Source organism: Amphibacillus cookii (assembly GCF_016908375.1).
Classification (GTDB): domain Bacteria; phylum Bacillota; class Bacilli; order Bacillales; family Amphibacillaceae; genus Amphibacillus_C; species Amphibacillus_C cookii.
The window spans coordinates 252859-273542 of record NZ_JAFBDS010000004.1; the positions used below are offsets into that span (position 1 = coordinate 252859).

22 protein-coding genes are annotated in these 20684 nt (G+C 37.8%); 8 read left to right on the forward strand and 14 right to left on the reverse strand.

Annotated elements, in window-relative coordinates; genetic code table 11:
• Positions 1–40 precede the first annotated feature (40 nt).
• From JOE23_RS07780 to tkt, 7 genes are all read left to right on the forward strand, one after another.
• Positions 41–1072 carry a zinc-binding dehydrogenase gene (locus tag JOE23_RS07780; protein ID WP_204437274.1) on the forward strand — a complete coding sequence of 344 codons (1032 nt, stop codon included), beginning with the start codon at positions 41–43 and terminating at the stop codon, positions 1070–1072.
• Between the two features lie 16 nt (positions 1073–1088).
• On the forward strand, positions 1089–1760 hold the full coding sequence (gene deoC / locus JOE23_RS07785) for a deoxyribose-phosphate aldolase (RefSeq protein ID WP_204437281.1): 672 nt from the start codon (positions 1089–1091) through the stop codon (positions 1758–1760).
• A 19-nt stretch (positions 1761–1779) separates the two neighbouring features.
• Entirely contained in the window at positions 1780–2235 is a 456-nt protein-coding gene (gene rpiB / locus JOE23_RS07790; RefSeq protein ID WP_204437284.1) for a ribose 5-phosphate isomerase B, read from the forward strand.
• Between the two features lie 5 nt (positions 2236–2240).
• Entirely contained in the window at positions 2241–2402 is a 162-nt protein-coding gene (locus JOE23_RS07795; protein WP_204437440.1) for a hypothetical protein, read from the forward strand.
• A 27-nt stretch (positions 2403–2429) separates the two neighbouring features.
• The gene (gene rpe / locus JOE23_RS07800; protein WP_204437285.1) at positions 2430–3095 is read left to right on the forward strand and encodes a ribulose-phosphate 3-epimerase; all 666 of its coding nucleotides are present in this window, start codon (positions 2430–2432) and stop codon (positions 3093–3095) included.
• A 34-nt stretch (positions 3096–3129) separates the two neighbouring features.
• Complete coding sequence (locus JOE23_RS07805) at positions 3130–4224, forward strand: galactitol-1-phosphate 5-dehydrogenase (protein ID WP_204437439.1); 1095 nt, start codon at positions 3130–3132, stop codon at positions 4222–4224.
• A 92-nt stretch (positions 4225–4316) separates the two neighbouring features.
• The gene (gene tkt, locus JOE23_RS07810; RefSeq protein ID WP_204437286.1) at positions 4317–6320 is read left to right on the forward strand and encodes a transketolase; all 2004 of its coding nucleotides are present in this window, start codon (positions 4317–4319) and stop codon (positions 6318–6320) included.
• A gap of 285 nt (positions 6321–6605) precedes the next feature.
• On the opposite strand, the gene JOE23_RS07815 is transcribed toward tkt, so the two are convergent.
• The 8 genes from JOE23_RS07815 to JOE23_RS07850 all read right to left on the reverse strand — a co-directional run bounded on the left by JOE23_RS07815 (position 6606) and on the right by JOE23_RS07850 (position 13373).
• Positions 6606–7598, reverse strand: coding sequence for an RnfABCDGE type electron transport complex subunit D (locus JOE23_RS07815; RefSeq protein ID WP_204437289.1), 993 nt, complete (start codon positions 7596–7598; stop codon positions 6606–6608).
• Positions 7599–8918: an electron transport complex subunit RsxC gene (gene rsxC / locus JOE23_RS07820; RefSeq protein WP_204437292.1), complete on the reverse strand. Its 1320-nt coding sequence runs from the start codon at positions 8916–8918 to the stop codon at positions 7599–7601.
• A gap of 670 nt (positions 8919–9588) precedes the next feature.
• Complete coding sequence (gene rpsR / locus JOE23_RS07825; RefSeq protein WP_091497837.1) at positions 9589–9822, reverse strand: 30S ribosomal protein S18; 234 nt, start codon at positions 9820–9822, stop codon at positions 9589–9591.
• 20 nt (positions 9823–9842) lie between these two features.
• Positions 9843–10334 carry a single-stranded DNA-binding protein gene (ssb, locus tag JOE23_RS07830; protein WP_017471583.1) on the reverse strand — a complete coding sequence of 164 codons (492 nt, stop codon included), beginning with the start codon at positions 10332–10334 and terminating at the stop codon, positions 9843–9845.
• A 12-nt stretch (positions 10335–10346) separates the two neighbouring features.
• Positions 10347–10637, reverse strand: a complete 291-nt coding sequence (rpsF, locus tag JOE23_RS07835; protein ID WP_204437294.1) for a 30S ribosomal protein S6 — start codon at positions 10635–10637, stop codon at positions 10347–10349.
• A 166-nt stretch (positions 10638–10803) separates the two neighbouring features.
• On the reverse strand, positions 10804–11904 hold the full coding sequence (ychF, locus tag JOE23_RS07840) for a redox-regulated ATPase YchF (RefSeq protein WP_204437296.1): 1101 nt from the start codon (positions 11902–11904) through the stop codon (positions 10804–10806).
• A 207-nt stretch (positions 11905–12111) separates the two neighbouring features.
• Entirely contained in the window at positions 12112–12303 is a 192-nt protein-coding gene (locus JOE23_RS07845; RefSeq protein ID WP_204437299.1) for a DUF951 domain-containing protein, read from the reverse strand.
• A gap of 47 nt (positions 12304–12350) precedes the next feature.
• Positions 12351–13373 (reverse strand): YkvI family membrane protein, encoded by a 1023-nt coding sequence (locus tag JOE23_RS07850; protein ID WP_204437301.1) that lies wholly within the window; start codon positions 13371–13373, stop codon positions 12351–12353.
• 79 nt (positions 13374–13452) lie between these two features.
• Between JOE23_RS07850 and yyaC the strand changes: the two genes are divergently transcribed.
• Positions 13453–14040 carry a spore protease YyaC gene (yyaC, locus tag JOE23_RS07855; protein ID WP_204437308.1) on the forward strand — a complete coding sequence of 196 codons (588 nt, stop codon included), beginning with the start codon at positions 13453–13455 and terminating at the stop codon, positions 14038–14040.
• Here the strand turns inward: yyaC and JOE23_RS07860 are convergent.
• From JOE23_RS07860 to mnmG, 6 genes are all read right to left on the reverse strand, one after another.
• Positions 14033–14743, reverse strand: a complete 711-nt coding sequence (locus JOE23_RS07860) for a DUF554 domain-containing protein (protein WP_204437309.1) — start codon at positions 14741–14743, stop codon at positions 14033–14035. The genes yyaC and JOE23_RS07860 overlap by 8 nt on opposite strands.
• A gap of 157 nt (positions 14744–14900) precedes the next feature.
• Positions 14901–15749, reverse strand: a complete 849-nt coding sequence (locus JOE23_RS07865) for a ParB/RepB/Spo0J family partition protein (RefSeq protein WP_204437314.1) — start codon at positions 15747–15749, stop codon at positions 14901–14903.
• Complete coding sequence (locus tag JOE23_RS07870) at positions 15730–16503, reverse strand: ParA family protein (RefSeq protein ID WP_204437315.1); 774 nt, start codon at positions 16501–16503, stop codon at positions 15730–15732. Before JOE23_RS07870 ends, JOE23_RS07865 begins: the two co-directional genes overlap by 20 nt.
• 348 nt (positions 16504–16851) lie before the next feature.
• Positions 16852–17706, reverse strand: coding sequence for a nucleoid occlusion protein (gene noc / locus JOE23_RS07875; RefSeq protein WP_204437319.1), 855 nt, complete (start codon positions 17704–17706; stop codon positions 16852–16854).
• A 329-nt stretch (positions 17707–18035) separates the two neighbouring features.
• Entirely contained in the window at positions 18036–18752 is a 717-nt protein-coding gene (gene rsmG, locus JOE23_RS07880) for a 16S rRNA (guanine(527)-N(7))-methyltransferase RsmG (RefSeq protein WP_204437321.1), read from the reverse strand.
• A gap of 24 nt (positions 18753–18776) precedes the next feature.
• Entirely contained in the window at positions 18777–20681 is a 1905-nt protein-coding gene (gene mnmG / locus JOE23_RS07885; RefSeq protein ID WP_204437322.1) for a tRNA uridine-5-carboxymethylaminomethyl(34) synthesis enzyme MnmG, read from the reverse strand.
• Positions 20682–20684: the final 3 nt, after the last annotated feature.

Consider the following 20684-nt stretch of genomic DNA (forward strand, 5'->3'; position numbering starts at 1 on the left):
GACATTTAGAGAAAGAAAGAACTCATGGGAGGGATTAAAGATGAAAGCATTAGTCAAAAAAGCACCTGGATTTGGTCACTTGGAAATTGCAGAGGTTGATGAACCTTCTCCTAATAAAGATCAAGTTAAGATTGAAGTGAAATATGCTGGCATTTGTGGCTCAGACATTCATACTTACGAAGGGAACTACAAAGTCAAGACCCCTGTGACACTTGGCCATGAATTTGCTGGTGAAATTGTTGAGGTCGGTGAAAATGTAACAGAATTTAAACGCGGTGACCGCGTCACTTCAGAAACAACATTTTCAATTTGTGGTGAATGCCAATATTGCCTGTCAGAAGATTACAACCTTTGCCCGCATCGTAAAGGCTTAGGTTCACAACAAGATGGTGGCTTTACTAAATATTTAATTGCTAGAAAAGAAAGCATTCATAAGCTACCCGAACATGTTGATTATCAAGCGGCAGCAATGACAGAACCGCTCGCTTGCACCTATCACGCCGCAGCCAAAGCAACTATTAATGCTGATGATATCGTAATTGTTCTAGGACCTGGTCCGATTGGCTTATTACAAGCTCAAGTCGCTAAATCTTTCGGTGCTACTGTCATTATTGCCGGGCTTCATAATGATCAAATCCGATTAGATAAAGCGAAACAACTTGGAATCGACTATGCCATTAATTTAGAAGAAGCAGATATCCATGCAATTGTTACGGAACTAACAAATGGCTATGGTGCTCATGTTGTTTTTGAATGCTCAGGGGCTGTACCTGCTGTTCGACTCGGCTTAGACTTACTAAGAAAGAAAGGGCAATACATCCAAGTTGGTATTTTTTCAAAGCCTGAAATTCCTGTGGATTTTGAAAAAATTATTCAGAAAGAAATTTGCGTACATGGAAGTAGAAGTCAAACATCGAGAGATTGGGAACCTTCATTACAGCTTATGAACGAACAACAGGTCACACCAAAAGCTTTAGTCACACATGAGCTCGATATTACTGATTGGGACAAAGCTTATCAAGCAATTAAAGACGGAGAGGCAATTAAAATTCTTTTAACAACCAGCAAATAAGAGAAAGGGAGATCGTATGGATTTATCAACATTAATAGCGAAGATAGATTACACATTTTTAAAACCTACCGCAACAAGGAATGAGATCAAACAATTTTGTCACGAAGCTATTCAATATCAATTTAATGTCGTATTTGTGAATCCATATTATCTTTCTTTCGCTAAACATCAACTCGCTGATCAGCCCATTAAAATTGGGATACCAATCGGCTTTTCATTAGGCGGTGCTACCACTCGAACAAAAGTGTTTGAAACAAAAGAAGCGGTAAGGTCCGGCGCAAGTGAAATTGATATGCTAATCAATTTAGGTGCAATGAAATCAAAGTTGTACGATATCGTCAAGCAAGATATCTCTGAAGTCATTAAAGCCGCCGAGGGCGCTTTAACTAAAGTCATTATTGAAACCGCGCTTCTTACCCAAGAAGAAAAGCGAATAGCGGCTGAAATCGCCTGCGAGGCAGGTGCTGACTTCGTTAAAACATCGACTGGATTTAACGGTGGTGGAGCTACTGTAGAAGATGTCAAGCGATTAAAACAGATTGTGGGGCCAATGGTCGGCGTAAAAGCTGCAGGTGGCATTCGCACCTATAATGATGCAATGAAGATGATAGAAGCTGGTGCCGATCGACTTGGCACAAGTGGTGCTATTTCGATTGTTACCGGTAAGACCTCAACACAAAGTTATTAACTAAAGGTGGTTTAGTGAAATGAAGATTATTATTGGCAGTGACCATGGCGGTTACGAATTAAAGGAGGAGGTCATCAATTGGCTAAAAGACCAGAAGATAGATTACGAAGATTTTGGAACGTATACAGCGGACGCCATTGATTATGGACCGATCGCTAAGCATGTAGCTGAAGCGGTCGCTCAAACAAAGGATCAGCAACGACTTGGCATATTGATCTGTGGCACAGGTATTGGCATGTCAATGATGGCCAACAAAGTAAAAGGCATTAGAGCCGCTGTTGCACACAATAAGTTTACAGCGACAGCCACACGTGCGCATAATAACGCGAACATCCTATGTCTTGGTGCGCGTGTACTTGATGCAAAAACAGCTGTCGACGCGATTGACTGTTGGTTGAAGACACCATTTGAACATGGAAGACATCAAAAGAGAATTGATTACATGACAAGGTTTGAACAAGAAATCGATGGATAGAAAGGTTGATTCAATTGATAGAAGCACTACTAGACTTTGCTTTAGGACCATTCGGGCGTTCGATTAGTCAGTTTTATATTGACCATCAATTTTTATTTAATAGCATCGTTGTCGGATCTGCTTTGATCTTTTTATTTCGAAAGTACAATCACAAATCAGCTGACTAAAATGTAAACAATGAGGAGGGATTAAAGATGCTTAAACTTGCTCCATCAATATTAGCAGCCGATTTCGCTCAATTAGGTCCAATTGTTGAGGAAACAGCTGAAGCTGGTGCTGATATGATCCATATCGATGTGATGGATGGACATTTTGTCCCTAATATCACACTTGGTCCAGATATTGTTAAAGCTATCCGGTTATATTCACCGATTAAATTTGATGTTCATTTAATGATAGAAAACCCAGACCGTTACATCGTAGACTTTGTCAACGCTGGAGCAGATATCATTTCTGTACATCTAGAGGCTTGTCCTCACATACACAGAACGATTCAACATATTAAAGATGTTGGAGCTAAGGTGGGAGTCGTTTTAAATCCAGCCACCCCAGTACAAATGTTAGCGCCTATTTTGGCAGATGTTGACATGGTTCTACTTATGTCAGTAAACCCTGGTTTTGGTGGTCAAACATTTATTCCAAACACACTTGAAAAACTTAAACAATTAAAAAATTTGATCACTAAAACAAATAAAGAAATAGATATAGAAGTTGATGGCGGAATTACTGCAGAAAATGTCAATGCAGTTATTAAAGCAGGGGCTAATGTCATTGTGGCAGGATCAGCCATATACAACGATGAGCCAATAGACCATAATATTACACAGTTTAAAAACATAATGCAGGAAGCTAGCCACTAAACAATAAGACTTTGTAAGAAGGGATTTGATCGATCTGAAAGCTCTAAAACTATATGGACGACAAGACATTCGTTTTGAAGAAACAGCCCCTCCTGCTATCCAACAAGAAAATGATGTCATTATAAAAGTGAAAGCTGTTGGGATTTGTGGATCAGATATTTCACGTTATAACAAATTAGGACCTTATGTTCCTGGAATGGTGTTTGGCCATGAATTCTCTGGAGAAGTCGTTGCCATCGGCGAATCGGTTACTCATGTTCAGGTTGGAGATAGGGTGGCAGGTTGCCCAGCATTATATTGTGGTCATTGTAAAAGCTGTCAAAAAGCTGAGTATTCAAGGTGTGAAAATCTAACTGTGATTGGATCAAAAAAACCCGGTGCATATGCTGAATATACAAAACTACCAGCCGAGAATATCATTAAACTACCAGATGCCATCGACTATGATTCTGGAGCGATGATAGAACCTTCTGCTGTTGTTCTACACGGTCTCTACAAAACGGATATTCAACCTGGAGCAGACGTTGCTGTTGTAGGTTGTGGAAGTATTGGTTTGTTAGCTATTCAATGGGCTAAAATATTTGGGGCCAAGACGATCTATGCAATTGATATTGACGACGAAAAGCTAGAGTTGGCCAAAACACTAGGTGCAGATATATTAATAAATGCTAGCCAAGAAACTGCATATCAAAAGCTACGCGATTGGACCGACGGTGTAGATTTGTCTATTGAAGCTGCAGGCTCACCCATAACATCTGCTGAAATTTTTGCGCTTTGCAGAAAAGGCGGGCAAGTTCTCTATTTAGGTATTCCTTATAGTGATGTTAACATAGAGCGTTTTTATTTTGAAAAAGTTGTAAGAAATGAACTTAAAGTCATTGGCTCATGGAATGGATTGTCTGCCCCTTTTCCTGGAAGGGAATGGCACACCACACTTCACTATTTAAATAATGGTCAATTAAATATATTACCCATCATATCTGATCGTTTAGCACTTAAACAAGGGCCAGAACTGTTTAAACAAATATCAGATAAAACCTATACTTACAGCAAAGTTATTTTTTATCCTGAGCTTGATGCAGGGTCACAAATGATCAATCCTTATCAGCATTTTCAACAACTTATTTAATACGGTGGTTATATCAATTCTTTTCATAAAAGATGGTTAGCCGTCTTATCACGACGTTATTAAATTCTATTAAAGATTGTGAGGGAAACAACATGACACATTCACTTGATCAACAAGCCATCGATACAATCCGGACTTTATCGATTGATGCAATTGAAAAGGCTAATTCTGGACATCCAGGTATGCCTTTAGGAGCAGCCCCGATGGCTTACACACTTTGGACAAAACATTTAAAACATAACCCGTTAAATGCAAATTGGTTTAACAGAGATCGCTTTGTATTATCGGCAGGTCATGGATCCATGCTACTCTATAGCTTACTCCATTTATCCGGCTATGGGATAACCATTGATGATTTAAAAGATTTTCGTCAATGGGGTAGCAAAACACCAGGCCATCCAGAATATGGTCACACCGTTGGGGTAGATGCTACCACAGGACCTTTAGGCCAAGGCATCGCAACCGCAGTAGGAATGGCGATGGCTGAAAAACATTTAGCGGCAACGTATAATCAAGACCGTTTTAATATTGTTAATCACTTTACCTATTCGATCTGTGGTGATGGTGATCTAATGGAAGGGATCTCTTCGGAAGCTTGCTCACTCGCAGGCCATTTAGGCTTAGGAAAACTCATTGTTCTCTACGATTCGAATGATATCTCCCTCGATGGCGATCTCAATCACTCTTTTTCTGAAAATATCGAGCAGCGCTTCAAAGCTTACGATTGGCAATATATTTGTGTTAACGATGGCAATAATATTGACGAGATTTCTAAAGCTATCAGTGAAGCACAAGCAGATGAGCAACGACCAACTTTAATTGAAGTGAAAACAACGATTGGCTATGGAGCACCAAATAAAGCAGGTACGTCTAAAGCGCATGGGGCGCCGTTAGGAAAAGAAGAGGCTGAATTAACTAAAAAGCAGTATAATTGGCCATCTCAACAACCTTTCTTTGTACCAGCAAGTGTTTATCAACATTTCCAAGAGGTTGTCGGTACAAAAGGCGAACGAGAAGAAGGAGCTTGGGAACAATTATTCAGTCAATATAAAAAAGAACATCCCGTGTTAGCTCAACAGTTAGAAGATAGTATCGATGGCGTGATTCCAAATGATTTAGTTGACATGTACCCTAAATATAATAAAGAGCAGTCGATTGCGACACGGGCAGCTTCCGGTCATGCGATAAACGTTATTGCAAAAGCGCTACCAAATTTCTTCGGCGGTTCTGCTGATTTGGCTAGCTCAACCAAAACAAATATAACCACTAGTGGCAGCTTTTCAAAACACGATTACACAGGTAAGAATATCTGGTATGGTGTACGAGAATTTGCTATGGGTGCTGCCATGAACGGGATTGCTTTACATGGTGGAGTCAAAACATTTGCAGGGACGTTCTTTGTTTTTTCAGATTATTTACGACCGGCTATTCGCCTTGCCGCCCTTATGAAATTACCCGTTACTTATGTGTTTACTCATGACAGTATTGCTGTTGGTGAAGATGGACCGACACATGAACCGATTGAACAATTAGCTGCTTTACGTTCGATACCAAATCTTTCTGTTATTAGACCAGCTGATGGCAATGAAACGAATGCTGCATGGCAGTTAGCACTAGAATCAACGACCACTCCAACAGCACTCGTATTGTCACGACAAAATTTACCTTGCTTATCTGAAACAGAAAATGATATCTATGATAAAGTAGCAAAAGGCGCTTATTTGCTTTCACCAAGCCTTAATGATCAAGCAGATGTAATATTATTAGCATCAGGTTCTGAAGTACATTTGGCTCTCGAGGTGAAGCGAATCCTGTTATCTGAAAAACAAATAGATGCTGCTGTTATTAGCATGCCTTCATTTGAACGTTTTGACATGCAGTCACTACAATATCAAGAGTCGATCTTACCTCCTGCGATTCGAAAGCGTGTTGCCATTGAGATGGGTATTTCACAACCTTGGCATAAGTACATCGGTTTTGAAGGTGAGATTGTCGCAATAGATGAATTTGGGGCTTCTGCTCCAGGAGAGTTAATGATAGAGAAATACGGATTTACTGTTAATGCTATTGTAGATAGAGTTCTATCTATTATATAAACAGACTGTAACAGATTAGTCATTATCAAGCCTATCAACACCCATGATCATTACACTAAATGTCATACTACCCTACGTATAATTAAGGCGTCGATCACTTATGATCGACGCCTTTTTTCAGATAACCATCCGTAAAATGCCCGCTTCGAACGAGATGGTAGAGCTTATCTATTTAGGTGTGAGCTAACGGCTATTAATGACCTGATTTACCCAACAACCAATCAATGATAAACGAGCAAAAATGGCTAATCATTGAAGGTTCGTCTTATAAAGCTTGATAGCTGCCTATAACTGATGTTCCTGTGCCGGTCTTTTTCGGTGACCATAAATGCGAGGAGCTAAATATTTATCAATAAGTGGCGCTAAACCGTTCATAATTAAGATCGCAAATCCAACGCCGCCTGGGAAATTAAAGACAATACGTATCACCGCCGTTAGGACCCCACAACCTATTGCAAAAACCGTTTTCCCATCTGGTGTTAATGCACCTGAGCTGTAATCTGTTGCCATGTATGTGGCACCAAAGAATAAGGTTCCACTTAACACATGTGTCATCATGTAAGTGAAGCTATAATCACCATATATGGAAGTAATAACAGCAACCGTTAAAATATACAACAATGGAATCTTTATATTGATAATTCCACGTACGACTAAATAAATTAGACCAATTAAAATGGCTAACTTCGATGTTTCACCTACATTTCCTCCCAAGCCAGTACCGATAAACAAATCCCATAAGCCCGGAACTTCGTCTGGGACCGTTCTAGAAAAATGCCCCACATATTCAAGAGGTGTAGCCGTAGATACCACATCAGGCTCTGGCGTTACCCAATTGGTGATCCAAGGTGTAAAAAACACTTTTAACATTACCCGCGCCGCTACGGCTGGATTAAATGCATTACGACCAATGCCTCCCGGTAATTGCTTTACAATAAGAATGGCAAAAGCACTACCTACAATGATACTCCATAAAGGTGCTGTGACCGGTAAACTTAAGCCAATTAACATACCTGTTACCGCTGCACTATAATCATAGATGGTTATATTTAGACCACGTAACTTTTGATAAGCATACTCAAATCCAACACTTGAAATGATACCGATCGCTATCATTAAAAGCACTCGCCAACCAAAGAAATAAGTAGCCGCGACAGCTGGAAACAATAAAGCTATTAAAACTTGTTGCATAATCCAAGCTGAGCTACGCTTTGAGAATAAATGTGGTGATGGCGTATGAAGGAGTTTTTTTGTGTTTAAAGACGCTGTATTACTCATTTAGTTATCCTCCTTACGTGCTTTTATTTCTGATTTTGCCGAACGAATATTATCTAATAACGGAATTTTAGACGGGCAAATATAGGAGCAATTTCCACAATCGATACAATCCATTGCACCTAATTTCTCAGCTTGATCTATATCACCATTTTCATAGGCATTGCTAATAAGAATGGGCTGTAAACTAACGGGGCATACATGAAGACATTCTGCACACTGAATACATGGGGTACGTTCAGACCTTACCGCCTCTTCTTTTTCCAAAAAGGTAATCACAGAGGAACCTTTTGTGATGGGAACTTGTCCCGATGTAAGCGGCTTCCCCATCATCGGTCCACCATGGATCATCTTTCCTGTTTTCAATTGAAAGCCCTGACACTCCTCAATTAAGTGCTGTATAGGCGTACCTATTCTGACCCAAAGATTTTTAGGCTCTTTAATTGGCTCACCTGTTACCGTCGTAATCCTCTTGGTTAACGGACGCCCCAAGCGTACAGCTTCATAGATGGCAAAGGTTGTTGCCACATTTGTTACAAGGGTATGAACATCGGCTGGTAATCCACCTGGAGGTACTTCTCTTCCAGTTAAATTCTTAATTAAATTTTTCTCAGAGCCTTGAGGGTAGATTGTTTCTAGCTCCTTGATTTCAATATGATCGACGTCTTCAATCGCCGCTTTCATCACAGCAACACTTTCATGTACATTTGATTCGATCGCTATATACGTCTTTGTCACTGGTAATACTTCGTGTAACACCCGTATCCCTTCAATTAACTGTTTAGCATATTCAACCATTAAACGATGATCTGAAGTAGAGTACGGTTCACATTCAGCACCGTTTATAATTAGCGTATCAATCGATTTTTCAGGTGGAGGGGAGAGTTTTACTGAAGTTGGAAAAGTAGCACCACCCATTCCAACGACACCAGCTTGTTCAATTAATGATTTCTTTTGGTCTACTGACAGTTCTTCACCTTCATTAAAAAGAGGTGCTTCATAGACATCTTGATAATCATTTTTTATAACAATACAAGGACCTTTACCATTCATAGTGGGTTGATCAGAAATTTCTTTTACTTGGCCAGAAACGGAGGCGTACACATTCGCAGAAATAAAGCCTTCCTTCTCTGCTATTAATGTACCAATTTTAACGTAATCTCCTTTTTCAACAACTGGTTTTGCAGGTGCACCAATGTGCATACTGAGTGGATAGATGAGGTATTCTGGGACAGAGGCTTCTTCAGTAGGTTTATGTTCTGTACGCCTCTTCCTCTCTACGGTATATGCCCCTTCTCTTTTTTTCATCAACTGTAGTAACATGGCATGACCTTCCTTTCCTTACAACGTTATCGTTGCTTACTTAAAATTATGTCCTTTAAACTATGTCTGAAAAGAGCCATTAAGGTGTTCTATTATTTTATTTTTGCTCTTAACTTACTTTTACTTATATCATATTTTAAAACAATTTACACTTTATTTGTTTATAAAACAAACCTGCAATCAGGGGGGCTACGGGCGGTTATCCGTGGTAAATATTACAATATAACACACTACATTAATTTTGTCTTATTAAAAACTATATACCCTCAATTGGTAACGTTTTAAACCCACTTTTCACTATGTTGAAAGTAGATATGTTTGTCATAAAACGAACCTGCAATCAGGAGGTGGTTTCGTTCTTCACCCACTGATTACAGGTTCGTTGAGTGAATCAGGACATTAGCGTCTATTATCACCCTCTCAATCGATTGACCCTGTTCTTTATTTTGATGTGAGGGTTTTACGGATTATAGTGTGACAATTATTGGTATCACATTAAGTAAAAACAGTATTTGTAACACTGATAATTATTTCATGATTATTAATAGATCATTTAGGTGTTTATTTCAAAAGTCCGAGAACCTTAAATGGACCTAAATCAACACAAAAAATACCCTTAAACCATAGGACTACTGATAGTCAAAAAGTCTAAAGGGTATTTTTTAAGTTTTTATTCGCTTACGAATGGCAATAATGCCATTTGACGTGCGCGTTTAATTGCTCTCGTTAATTTACGTTGGTATTTTGCAGAAGTTCCTGTTACACGACGAGGAAGAATTTTTCCACGTTCTGAAACGAAACGTCTTAGCAAATCAACGTCTTTATAGTCAATGTGTGTAATGCCATTTGCTGTGAAATAACATACCTTACGACGTTTTGAACGTCCACCACGACGAGGTGCCATCTAAAACACTCCTTTACTTATTAGAATGGTAAATCATCATCTGATATATCAATTGGCTCCATATTATCATTAGGAGAGCCAGTTGGTTGATTAAATGTGTTGTTTGGCGCTTGTTGTTGGTTCTGGTGTTGCTCTGATTGATAACTTCCAGACCCTTGCCCGCCACCTTTTGGTGCAGATCCACTGTTACTATTTCTAGGTTCAAGAAATTGGACAGTATCAGCTACAACCTCTGTAACAAAAACACGTTTTCCATCTTGTCCATCGTAAGACCTTGTTTGGATACGACCATCAACACCAACGAGACTACCTTTACTCATGTAGTTCGCTAAGTTTTCAGCTGGCTTTCTCCAAATCACGCAGTTAATAAAGTCTGCCTCACGATCTCCTTGTTGATTGGAAAATGGTCTATTTACAGCAATGGTGAAATTAGCTACTGCTACTCCACTCGCAGTATAGCGTAAGTCTGGATCCTTCGTTAATCTGCCGACAAGTACGACGCGATTTAACATGAGAACCCCTCCTTATTGATCGTCTTCACGAATAGCTATGTGGCGAATAATGTCATCTGAGAATTTTGCTAAACGATCAAATTCATTAATTGCAGTTTGATCGCCTTTAAAATTAATGACAACATAGTATCCATCACGATAGTCATTGATTTCATAAGCAAGACGTTTCTTGCCTTTCTCATCAACTTTGACAATTTCCGCACCATTATCTGTAAGGATATTGTTAAAACGCTCAATTACAGTCGTTTTAGCTTCATCTTCGATATTTGGGCGGATGATGTACATGATTTCATAATTTCTCATCCGTTTGCACCTCCTTTTGGACTTAACGGCTCTTTGGATCACCAAAGAACAAGGAGTAATATATCATTACTCACAATCAAATATTCTAACAAAAAAATCAAATAATAGCAAGTGTTTAGAACAGAAACAACTTACTATCTTCAATATTAACGCATCGCACAATCATTTAGACATTAAATCTGAAATGGATGACATCGCCATCCTTGACTAAATAATCTTTTCCTTCTAACCGGACTTTACCCCGTTCTTTAGCTATTGCCATTGAACCCGCATCAACAAGATCATCATAGGAGACCGTTTCTGCACGGATAAATCCACGTTCAAAGTCTGTATGAATTATCCCAGCTGCCTGCGGTGCTTTCATTCCTTTTCTAAATGTCCAAGCTCTGACCTCTTGCTCCCCAGCTGTAAAGTATGTCGCTAATCCAAGCAATTGATAAGTCGCTTTAATCAATTGGTCTAAACCAGACTCTGGAATTCCTAATTCTTCTAGAAACATTTCCTTTTCCTCACCATCAAGCTCGGCAATTTCTGATTCCACTTTAGCACTAATCATGATCACATTCGCATGTTCTTGATCAGCAAATGCTTGTACCTTTTTAACAAAAGGATTTTGATCAGCTTCCGTCAACTCATCTTCACCTACATTAGCCACGTATAGAATTGGTTTTTGCGTAAGTAAATGTAAACCTTTAACATACTTCGCCTGGTCTTCATTGAAATCAACCGATCGGGCAGGCTGCTCGTTCTCGAAAGCTTCTTTTAGTTTCGATAGAATCTCAAATTCTAGAACGGCCTCTTTATCTTTTTGTCGTGCCAATTTTTCAACCCGTTGAATACGTTTTGAAATCGTCTCTAGATCTGCAAGGATAAGTTCTAAATTAATCGTTTCAATATCACTAATTGGATCAACACTTCCAGAAACATGCGTGATATTATCATCTTGAAAACAACGCACAACATGACAAATTGCATCAACTTGGCGAATATGAGATAGAAATTGGTTGCCAAGTCCTTCTCCTTTACTTGCTCCTTTGACAATACCAGCGATATCGGTAAACTCAAAGGCTGTTGGTATTGTTTTTTTAGGTTTTACTAGTGCTGTTAATTTGTTTAAACGTTGGTCAGGTACCTCTACAATGCCAACGTTCGGATCAATCGTACAAAACGGGTAATTTGCTGACTCTGCCCCTGCTTGAGTAATCGCATTAAATAATGTCGATTTCCCAACGTTAGGTAAGCCAACAATTCCTGCTGTCAATGCCATACAACTTCCACTCCTTAAGGATAACCGCTCACATGAACGTTACTTCTTTTACATTATAAATTTCAATTGATTATAACACAAGTTTGGAAATTCAACGTTTAATCCACTTAAAAAAACGTTTTTCTGTATACAATTAAAAGTTTAATTAAAATGGCTTGTTTTCTTTAGTGAAATAACAAATTTCGCTAAATGTTTCACGTGAAACATTTAGTCCGCAGATTGAATCACACGCTTTAATTTCGTTTCGAATTTTTTGCGTGGAACGAGCACACTATGTTCACAACCTTGACATTTGATGCGGATATCCATTCCCATTCTAATAATTTTCCAACGATTTTCACCACATGGATGTGGCTTTTTCATTTCAACAATATCATTCAGTTGATATGTTTTTTCCATTGAAAAACCTCCCTTTCCAAATCCGTTTATGCTCTAGTAGCATTCTATCATGTATGTCGACTTTTGTACCAATTTTTAAATGGATATATGAGCAAATGAAATAGCAAATATAAATTAATCATGCCGTATAAGGGATAAAGATGTTCAACTAATGTTTGGAAGCCAATGAAAGCCAACGGTGTGATCACCAACAAAAGATACAGCGTTAATTTTGTTTGGCTGACTGGAAAGCGCGATTGCAACCGTGATGTTAAGCCTAACATGCCGGCCACTGCCGTTGTAAAAATGGCTAACCACAAAAATAACGTCATGACAACTTTAATAACATATGAAAAATGAACGAGAATACCGTAAAGAGGCATTTCATAAAGATTAATATCTGTAGCAATCAATGTTAGCGTATGATAATAAAGATAAGATAATCCACCTAGTAGTAAGCCACTTGATAAACTGGCAAAACCAATTTCTTTTTTTGAAGTTATCTTCTGACCAATCGCTGATAACACTGAAATTAAAGGCAGAATATTTAAAGCTGTAAATGGAAATGCTGGTAGCCAGCTGCCCATATTGAGAGTAAGAGTCGGCGTTGATAAACCACTTGTATTTAAAAAAGATAAGAATAAGCTAATTAATGCTATTAACAAAATCGGCAATAAAATACCATTCATTTTTAAAATGTCATCAAGACTTAAGCTGAAAACCCATAAAATCATACTAACAATAAAAGTAATCCCTAACCAATTTGGAATACCAAACGCTTGGAACGTCACGCCACTCCCCGCCACCATAATGATCGTTGTCGAGAACAAATAAACCAAAGTCACAACATCATAAAACCATCCTGCCCTCTCCCCTACAATGATCACTAAAGTCGGCATATAATGGTTTGTTTGCTGTTGATAACTAATTGACATGATCGTATAACAACTAATAGTAAATAGTATTGAAAATATAATAATTGCCTGTCCATTATTCGGACCGAAAAATTGCCATAATTCTCGACCAGAAGCATAACCTGCTCCAATCATCGTCCCCATTATTAAAAAAGTCCATTGATAGCTTTTCCCCATATATGTTCCTCCATCTTTCACGTATAGATGTTTGTGGATAATCGTATACTAATAAAAATATGATGGAGGTATGGAAACTATGAAATTAACTGATCAAAATCAGACAAGGCCCACAAGTGAAAAATGGCATTATCAACAACATTTCGTATATCGTGAAATTGCTGATTTTATCTATCAATGGATACCTACAGATAAATCCGAGATTGTTATTGTTTGTATTGGTTCTGACCGCTCAACCGGGGATGCTTTAGGACCTATAACTGGAACTCACTTATCTAAATGGCGACTGACCAATTACCATGTTTATGGAACATTAAAAAGCCCTGTACACGCTTTGAATTTAACTGAAGAACTTAACAAAATAAATGAATCACATCCCCAAGCATTTATTATTGCTATTGATGCTTGCTTAGGTAGAGCGACTTCAATTGGTAAAATAACAGCAAGCATTGGACCATTGAAGCCTGGTTTAGCGCTTAAAAAAAAGTTACCTGAAGTTGGACACTTACACATTACCGGTATTGTCAATGCATCAACACCTGTTGATTATTTAACATTACAAAACACACGTTTACATCTCGTTATGGAATTAGCAGAAACCATCGCTAGATCTCTTCTTTATCTCCAACGCAACTATCTTGATAAGCGTAAACAACAAATCAACTAGCAAACAGATGATAACCTGCTAATAAAATCGATACCACAAATAAAGCTGGAATCAAATTTGCAATCCTTATTTTTGTTAAACCCAACATATTTAAAGCAATAGCAACAATAAGCAATCCCCCCGTTGAAGTGATTTCAATAATCCATTCATCTAGAAACAAATCTGGAATCCATTGGTGAATGCGTGTTGCGGTAAGAGCTATCGCTCCTTGATATAAGACTACTGGGATAGCTGATAAGCCAACACCAAAACCTAATGTCGTTGTTAGCACAAGAGCAGTAAAGCCATCCAATATAGACTTAATAAACAGCAGATCATGATCATGACGTAATCCACTATCTAATGCGCCTATAATAGCCATTGCTCCCACTACAAATATTAAGCTTGCTGTAATAAACCCTTGTGTTATTTTCGATTGCATTTGATCTGACTGAATAAGCTTGGCAATCATCTCTCCAAATTTATTAAATTTTACTTCTAACTTTAACCCTTCTCCGATAATACCACCAACCATTAGAGCAACAATAACAAGAATAATATAGTTAACTTGCAGGGCCATGTCTAAACCCATTAATAAGATTGCTAATGCAACAGCTTGTAGTGCAGTCTCTTTAAACTTTTCTGGAATGTTTCTAAAGAATAAACCCAGTAGTGTACCTAAAATAATAGCTAATCCGTTTACTAATGTACCTGTTAAAGCCATGCTATCACTCCTTTAAAGCAGATGTTTCACGTGAAACATTGTTAAGCTTATATCGTTTAAGTACTTTCTGCGAATTTCGGATAATACTTTTCTCCTAACATATAATAAATAAATGTCTGATTTGAGCTTGACCCAAATCAGACATTTATAAAGAATATTATGATTTTCGTAGCATATCAATAATACGATCTAAATCTTCATTGTTGAAAAAATCAATCTCAATTTTTCCTTTTTTCTTACCTTTATGAATCTTAACATTTGTACCTAAGAAATCTCTTAAATGCGTTTCTCGTTCCGCGATAAAAATATCTTTTTTAGTTTTTGCTGCTTTTTCTTGTGGCTTCTTATCATTCAGTTGTTGAATTAATAATTCTACTTGTCGAACATTTAATTTTTCTGTTGTAACCTTTTTAATTATTGCATTCAATTTATCTTTATCTTTTAAACCTAGTATGGCACGACCATGCCCCATTGTTAATTCGCCGTTATTTATCATTGCTGTTACTTGAGCTGGTAATTGCAATAAACGAACAAGATTAGCAATATGAGGCCTGCTCTTGCCTAGTTTTTTAGCCAGATCATCTTGTGTTAAATCATATGATTTCATGAGATTAACATAGGCCTGCGCCTCTTCAATCGGCGTCAAATTCTCACGCTGTAAATTCTCTAACAACGCTAATTCCATCATTTTTTGGTCGTTCATCTCTTTAACAATAACAGGAACTGTTTTTAAACCTGCTTCTTTTGCAGCTCGATATCGGCGTTCACCGGCAATAATTTCAAAGCCCTTAATCGACTCCCGTACAAGTAAAGGCTGAATAATACCATATTCTAAAATTGAATTTTTTAATTCCTCTATCGCTTCTACTTGAAAAGTTTTGCGCGGTTGATAAGGATTCGGTCTACATTGAGATAGCTCGACTTGCAATATTTTTTCGTCTTGACTCGTTTCTTCTTCTAACTCAGGAAAAAAAGCATTAATACCTTTACCTAACCCTCTCGCCATTTGCAATCACTTCCTTTGCTAAATCAAGATACACCTCAGCGCCTCTGGATTTTGAATCATAAGTTATAATAGGTTGTCCATAACTTGGCGCCTCACCCAGACGAACATTTCTAGGAATAATTGATTGGTAAACTTTATCTTGAAAATACTTTTTTACTTCATCAATGACTTGTAAACCTAGATTTGTTCGAGCATCTAACATCGTTAACAAGACTCCCTCTATTTGCAAAGCCTTATTTAAGTGTTTCTGAACAAGCCTAACTGTATTTAGCAATTGACTCAAGCCTTCAAGTGCATAATATTCACATTGCACCGGTATTAAAACGCTATCTGCCGCTGTTAATGAATTTAAAGTTAACAAACCCAATGATGGTGGACAATCAATAATAATAAAATCATAGTGCTGTAAAGATGATTCTAAAGCTTTTTTTAAACGAACCTCTCGAGAAATCGTTGGCACTAATTCAATCTCTGCACCAGCTAATTGTATGGTAGCTGGTACAACATCCAAATGATCAACTGCTGTAGGAACACACACGTCGGCAGCAACTAAGTCTTCTACTAACACATTATAAATACACTGGTCAATATCGGCTTTATTAACACCTACTCCACTTGTTGCGTTTCCTTGTGGATCAATATCAACAAGTAATGTTTTATATCCTAAATGTGCTAAGCATGCACTTAAATTAACAGCTGATGTTGTTTTTCCTACGCCGCCTTTTTGATTAGCTACGGCGATTACTTTTCCCATCGTGTCACCTACCTAGTCTAAAACTCTATCATATCTATTCTATCATTTTTTTTCAAAATAAACATCGTAAATTGGTCAGATATTTAATCGTTTTATATAAATGATGCTTTATCACAAAACTTAAGTGGCTGAAATAACTGAACACCTAGGGTATTTCAAAGCAAAACCATGAATAAAACCTGCAATCCGTGGGCATTTTCGTTCTTCTCCTACAGGTTGCAGGTTCGTTGAGTGAATCAGGACATGAACGTCTATTATCTGTGATAAATAAAAAAAACGAATCCACAGACAGTGGTTTTAATAAACTGTCGAAGACTCGTTTTTATTTAAGCATTTTAATTATATCAATCACTTGTTTTTAGCTATTTTTATCGTGATCTGGTAGTACTCATCCAAGTCCTGCTCATCTGTTTCTAGTTTAACACCTGTATCAGATACCATATCAAGTGATTGACGAATGGTATTCATCGCAATCCGCATATCCTTATTAAAACCTTTTAGTCTTGGTTTCTTTTTCTTTACAGGTGTTTGCATCATCTTCTCAATACGTTCTTCTGTTTGCTTAACATTAAGTTGCTTTTCTATAATTTCTTGTAAAAGCTGCTCTTGTTTATCTTGATTCTTTAAAACAATTAAAGCTCTTGCATGCCTTTCTGTTATAGATTTATTTAAAATGGCTTGTTGCACAGGCTCTGGGAGCTTTAATAAACGCATCTTATTTGCTATCGTTGATTGACTTTTTCCTAATCGTTGAGCCAGGGCTTCTTGGGTTAACTCATGAATCGTTAGCAAACGCTCATAAGCTTTTGCTTCCTCAATGACGGTTAGTTCTTCTCGTTGTAAATTTTCTATAAGTGCAACTGAAGCTGTTTCTTTATCATTCATATTACGAATGATAGCAGGAACCGTTTCCCATCCTAACGTATTAACAGCCCGATATCGTCTTTCTCCGGCGATAATTTCGTAACGTTTATCACCGTCCTCTATTTCTCGCACCACAATTGGTTGTATCATGCCATGCGTATGGATCGTTTGAGCAAGTTCATCAATTTTTTCCTTATTAAAAATCGTTCGCGGCTGATAGCGATTAGGTAAAATCTCTGAAACGGCAATATGGACGACTTCTCCTTGATTGTAAACCTCTTCTTCAAACGATTGCTCTTTATCACCCATTCCAAATATACGACTAAATGGAGGTAACAATATAAACACCACCTTTTCTTCCGGAATCCCATCTTACATTAGAAAAAATCGTATTCGCTCACCCTTTAGCAAATGGAGTAGCTTTTCTTATCCTTAGAACTAAACATGTTGACGGCGTCGCTTCTCACTTCATAGTAAAAATTTATACTTATAACGCATAAGTAAATGGAATTGAAATGTTTCACGTGAAACATTTCAATTCATCCGACTCGTTTTCGACAAATCTATCCCATGACTAATATACTTCTACTATTCTACCATATAATCCTTCTATTTCGTAAAGGATTATATGAAAATATTATCTAAAGTCATCCATTTGCATGTCATTATCATGTAAGTGGTGATTTCGCTGGTGTTCCCGGTTTTCTTGGATAGCGCTTAGGTGTCTTTTTTATCTTATCAATACAAACAATATGACGCTCTCCTTGATCATTTGGTAAATCAAGTGAATACATGTTTTTTAATACCCCACCTAAACGTTCAATTGCCGCATCAGCTTCTTTTAACTCTAGCTCGGCATTTGGCCCTTTCATAGCGACAAATTCTCCTCCAGTTCTGACTAAAGGTAAGCATAGTTCAGTTAAAACTGTCATTTTAGCAACAGCTCGAGCTAAAACAAGGTCATATTGATGTCTAAAGTTTTGATTTTGAGCAAATAACTCTGCTCGATCATGATAAAACGTCACACCGCTTAAATCTAATTTTTCAGCCAAGTGATTTAAAAAAGTAATCCGTTTTTTTAATGAATCCACGATGGTTACATTAAGATGTGGAAAGCAAATCTTCAAAGGAATACTAGGAAATCCAGCCCCTGCACCAACATCACAGATCGATAATGGTTGTGTGAAGTCTATATAAAAGCTAGCTGTAATCGAATCATAAAAATGCTTTAAATAAACTTCAGTTTCCTCAGTTATAGCAGTTAAGTTTATCTTTTCATTCCATTCTATCAGCGTCTGATAATATATCTGAAACTGTCGAATTTGCTTATCTGATAATATGATGCCTTTTTCCTCAAGTTTAATAATAAATGTGTCAATATTCATAGTTAATTCCCTTCTTAACGTAGACTATGCTTGATGTTCAACTTCACTCGTTCGCTTCGCTATTTGACCTTGTTCAATATAGACAAGCAAAATCGAAACATCAGCAGGATTAACACCGGAAATTCGCGAAGCTTGACCAACGGATAGTGGACACACCTTCTTAAGTTTCTGTTTTGCCTCTGTCGCTAACCCGCTAATCGCATCATAATCAATATTTTCTGGAATTACTTTATTTTCCATCTTTTTCATTCTGTCAACTTGTTGATTTGATTTATCAATATAACCTTGGTATTTCACTTGGATTTCCACTTGCTCTTCAACTTCTTCTGGCAGTGTATCATCGGCAGGTACCAAACGTTTAATTAACTGATAACTTACTTCTGGACGCTTGAGCAAGTCTAACGCTTTAATGGGTTCTTTCAATGCTGTTCCGCCTGCTTCATTTAATAGTTGATCAATTTCAGAAGAAGGTTTAATCGTTTGTTTAGCTAATCGTTTTTTTTCTTGTTCAATAAGTGCTACTTTGCCTTGAAAGACTTGATAGCGCTCATCACTAATTAAGCCTAATTGATAAGCTTTCTCTGTCAATCGAATATCTGCATTATCATGACGCAACAATAAACGATATTCAGCACGTGAGGTAAGAAGACGGTAGGGTTCATTTGTCCCCTTTGTAACAAGGTCATCGATTAGCACACCGATATAAGCTTGTGATCGATCAAGAATCAGCGATTCAATCTCTAGAGCACGGGCAGCAGCATTAATTCCAGCCATTAACCCTTGGCCAGCAGCTTCTTCATAACCGGACGTACCATTAATTTGTCCTGCAGTAAATAAACCAGGAATATTTTTCACTTCAAGCGTTGGCCACAATTGTGTAGGAACAACACTATCGTACTCAATCGCATAACCAGATCGCATAATTTCTGCTTTTTCTAAACCTTCAATTGATCGTAACATCTCATGTTGGACAGCTTCCGGTAAGGAAGTGGAGAACCCTTGAACATAAACCTCTTCTGTATTTCTACCTTCTGGTTCTAAGAAGATTTGATGACGTGGTTTGTCATGGAATCGCACCACTTTATCTTCAATTGAGGGACAATAACGTGGGCCTGTCCCTTTAATCATACCCGAATACATGGCCGATAATGCTAAATTATCATCAATAATTTGATGTGTCTTCTCATTTGTATACGTCAACCAGCATGGTATTTGATCAACAATTGCCTCTGTTGTTTCATATGAGAAATGACTAGGTTTATCATCACCAGGCTGAATTTCAGTTTTACTATAATCAATGGTATTAGCATTGACACGAGGTGGTGTTCCTGTTTTAAAACGAACAAGCTCAAATCCAAGCTCCTCTAAATGCTCAGAAAGTTTAACAGATGGACGTTGATTATTAGGACCACTTTGATACGATAAGTCACCAATAATAACGCTACCTCTCATAAATGTACCGGTCGTAATAATCACTGATTTTGCATAATAAGCAGCATTTGTTTCCGTTAGCACCCCTTTGCAAACACCATCTTCAACAATGAGTCTTTCCACCATTGCTTGACGAATCGTTAAGTTTTCTAGCTTTTCTAATTGATATTTCATTTCTTGAATATATAAAGGTTTGTCAGCTTGAGCGCGCAAAGCACGAACTGCTGGACCTTTTCCGGTATTTAACATACGCATTTGAATATATGTTTTATCAATCACTTTTCCCATTAATCCACCAAGTGCGTCAATTTCACGGACAACTACCCCTTTTGCAGGGCCACCTATTGATGGATTGCATGGCATAAAAGCAATCATATCTAAATTCAATGTGAGCATTAACGTTTTGGCGCCACGCTTAACCGCGGCATTGGCTGCCTCGACACCAGCATGACCCGCCCCGATAACAATCACATCGAAATGACCAGCATTATAGACCATCTT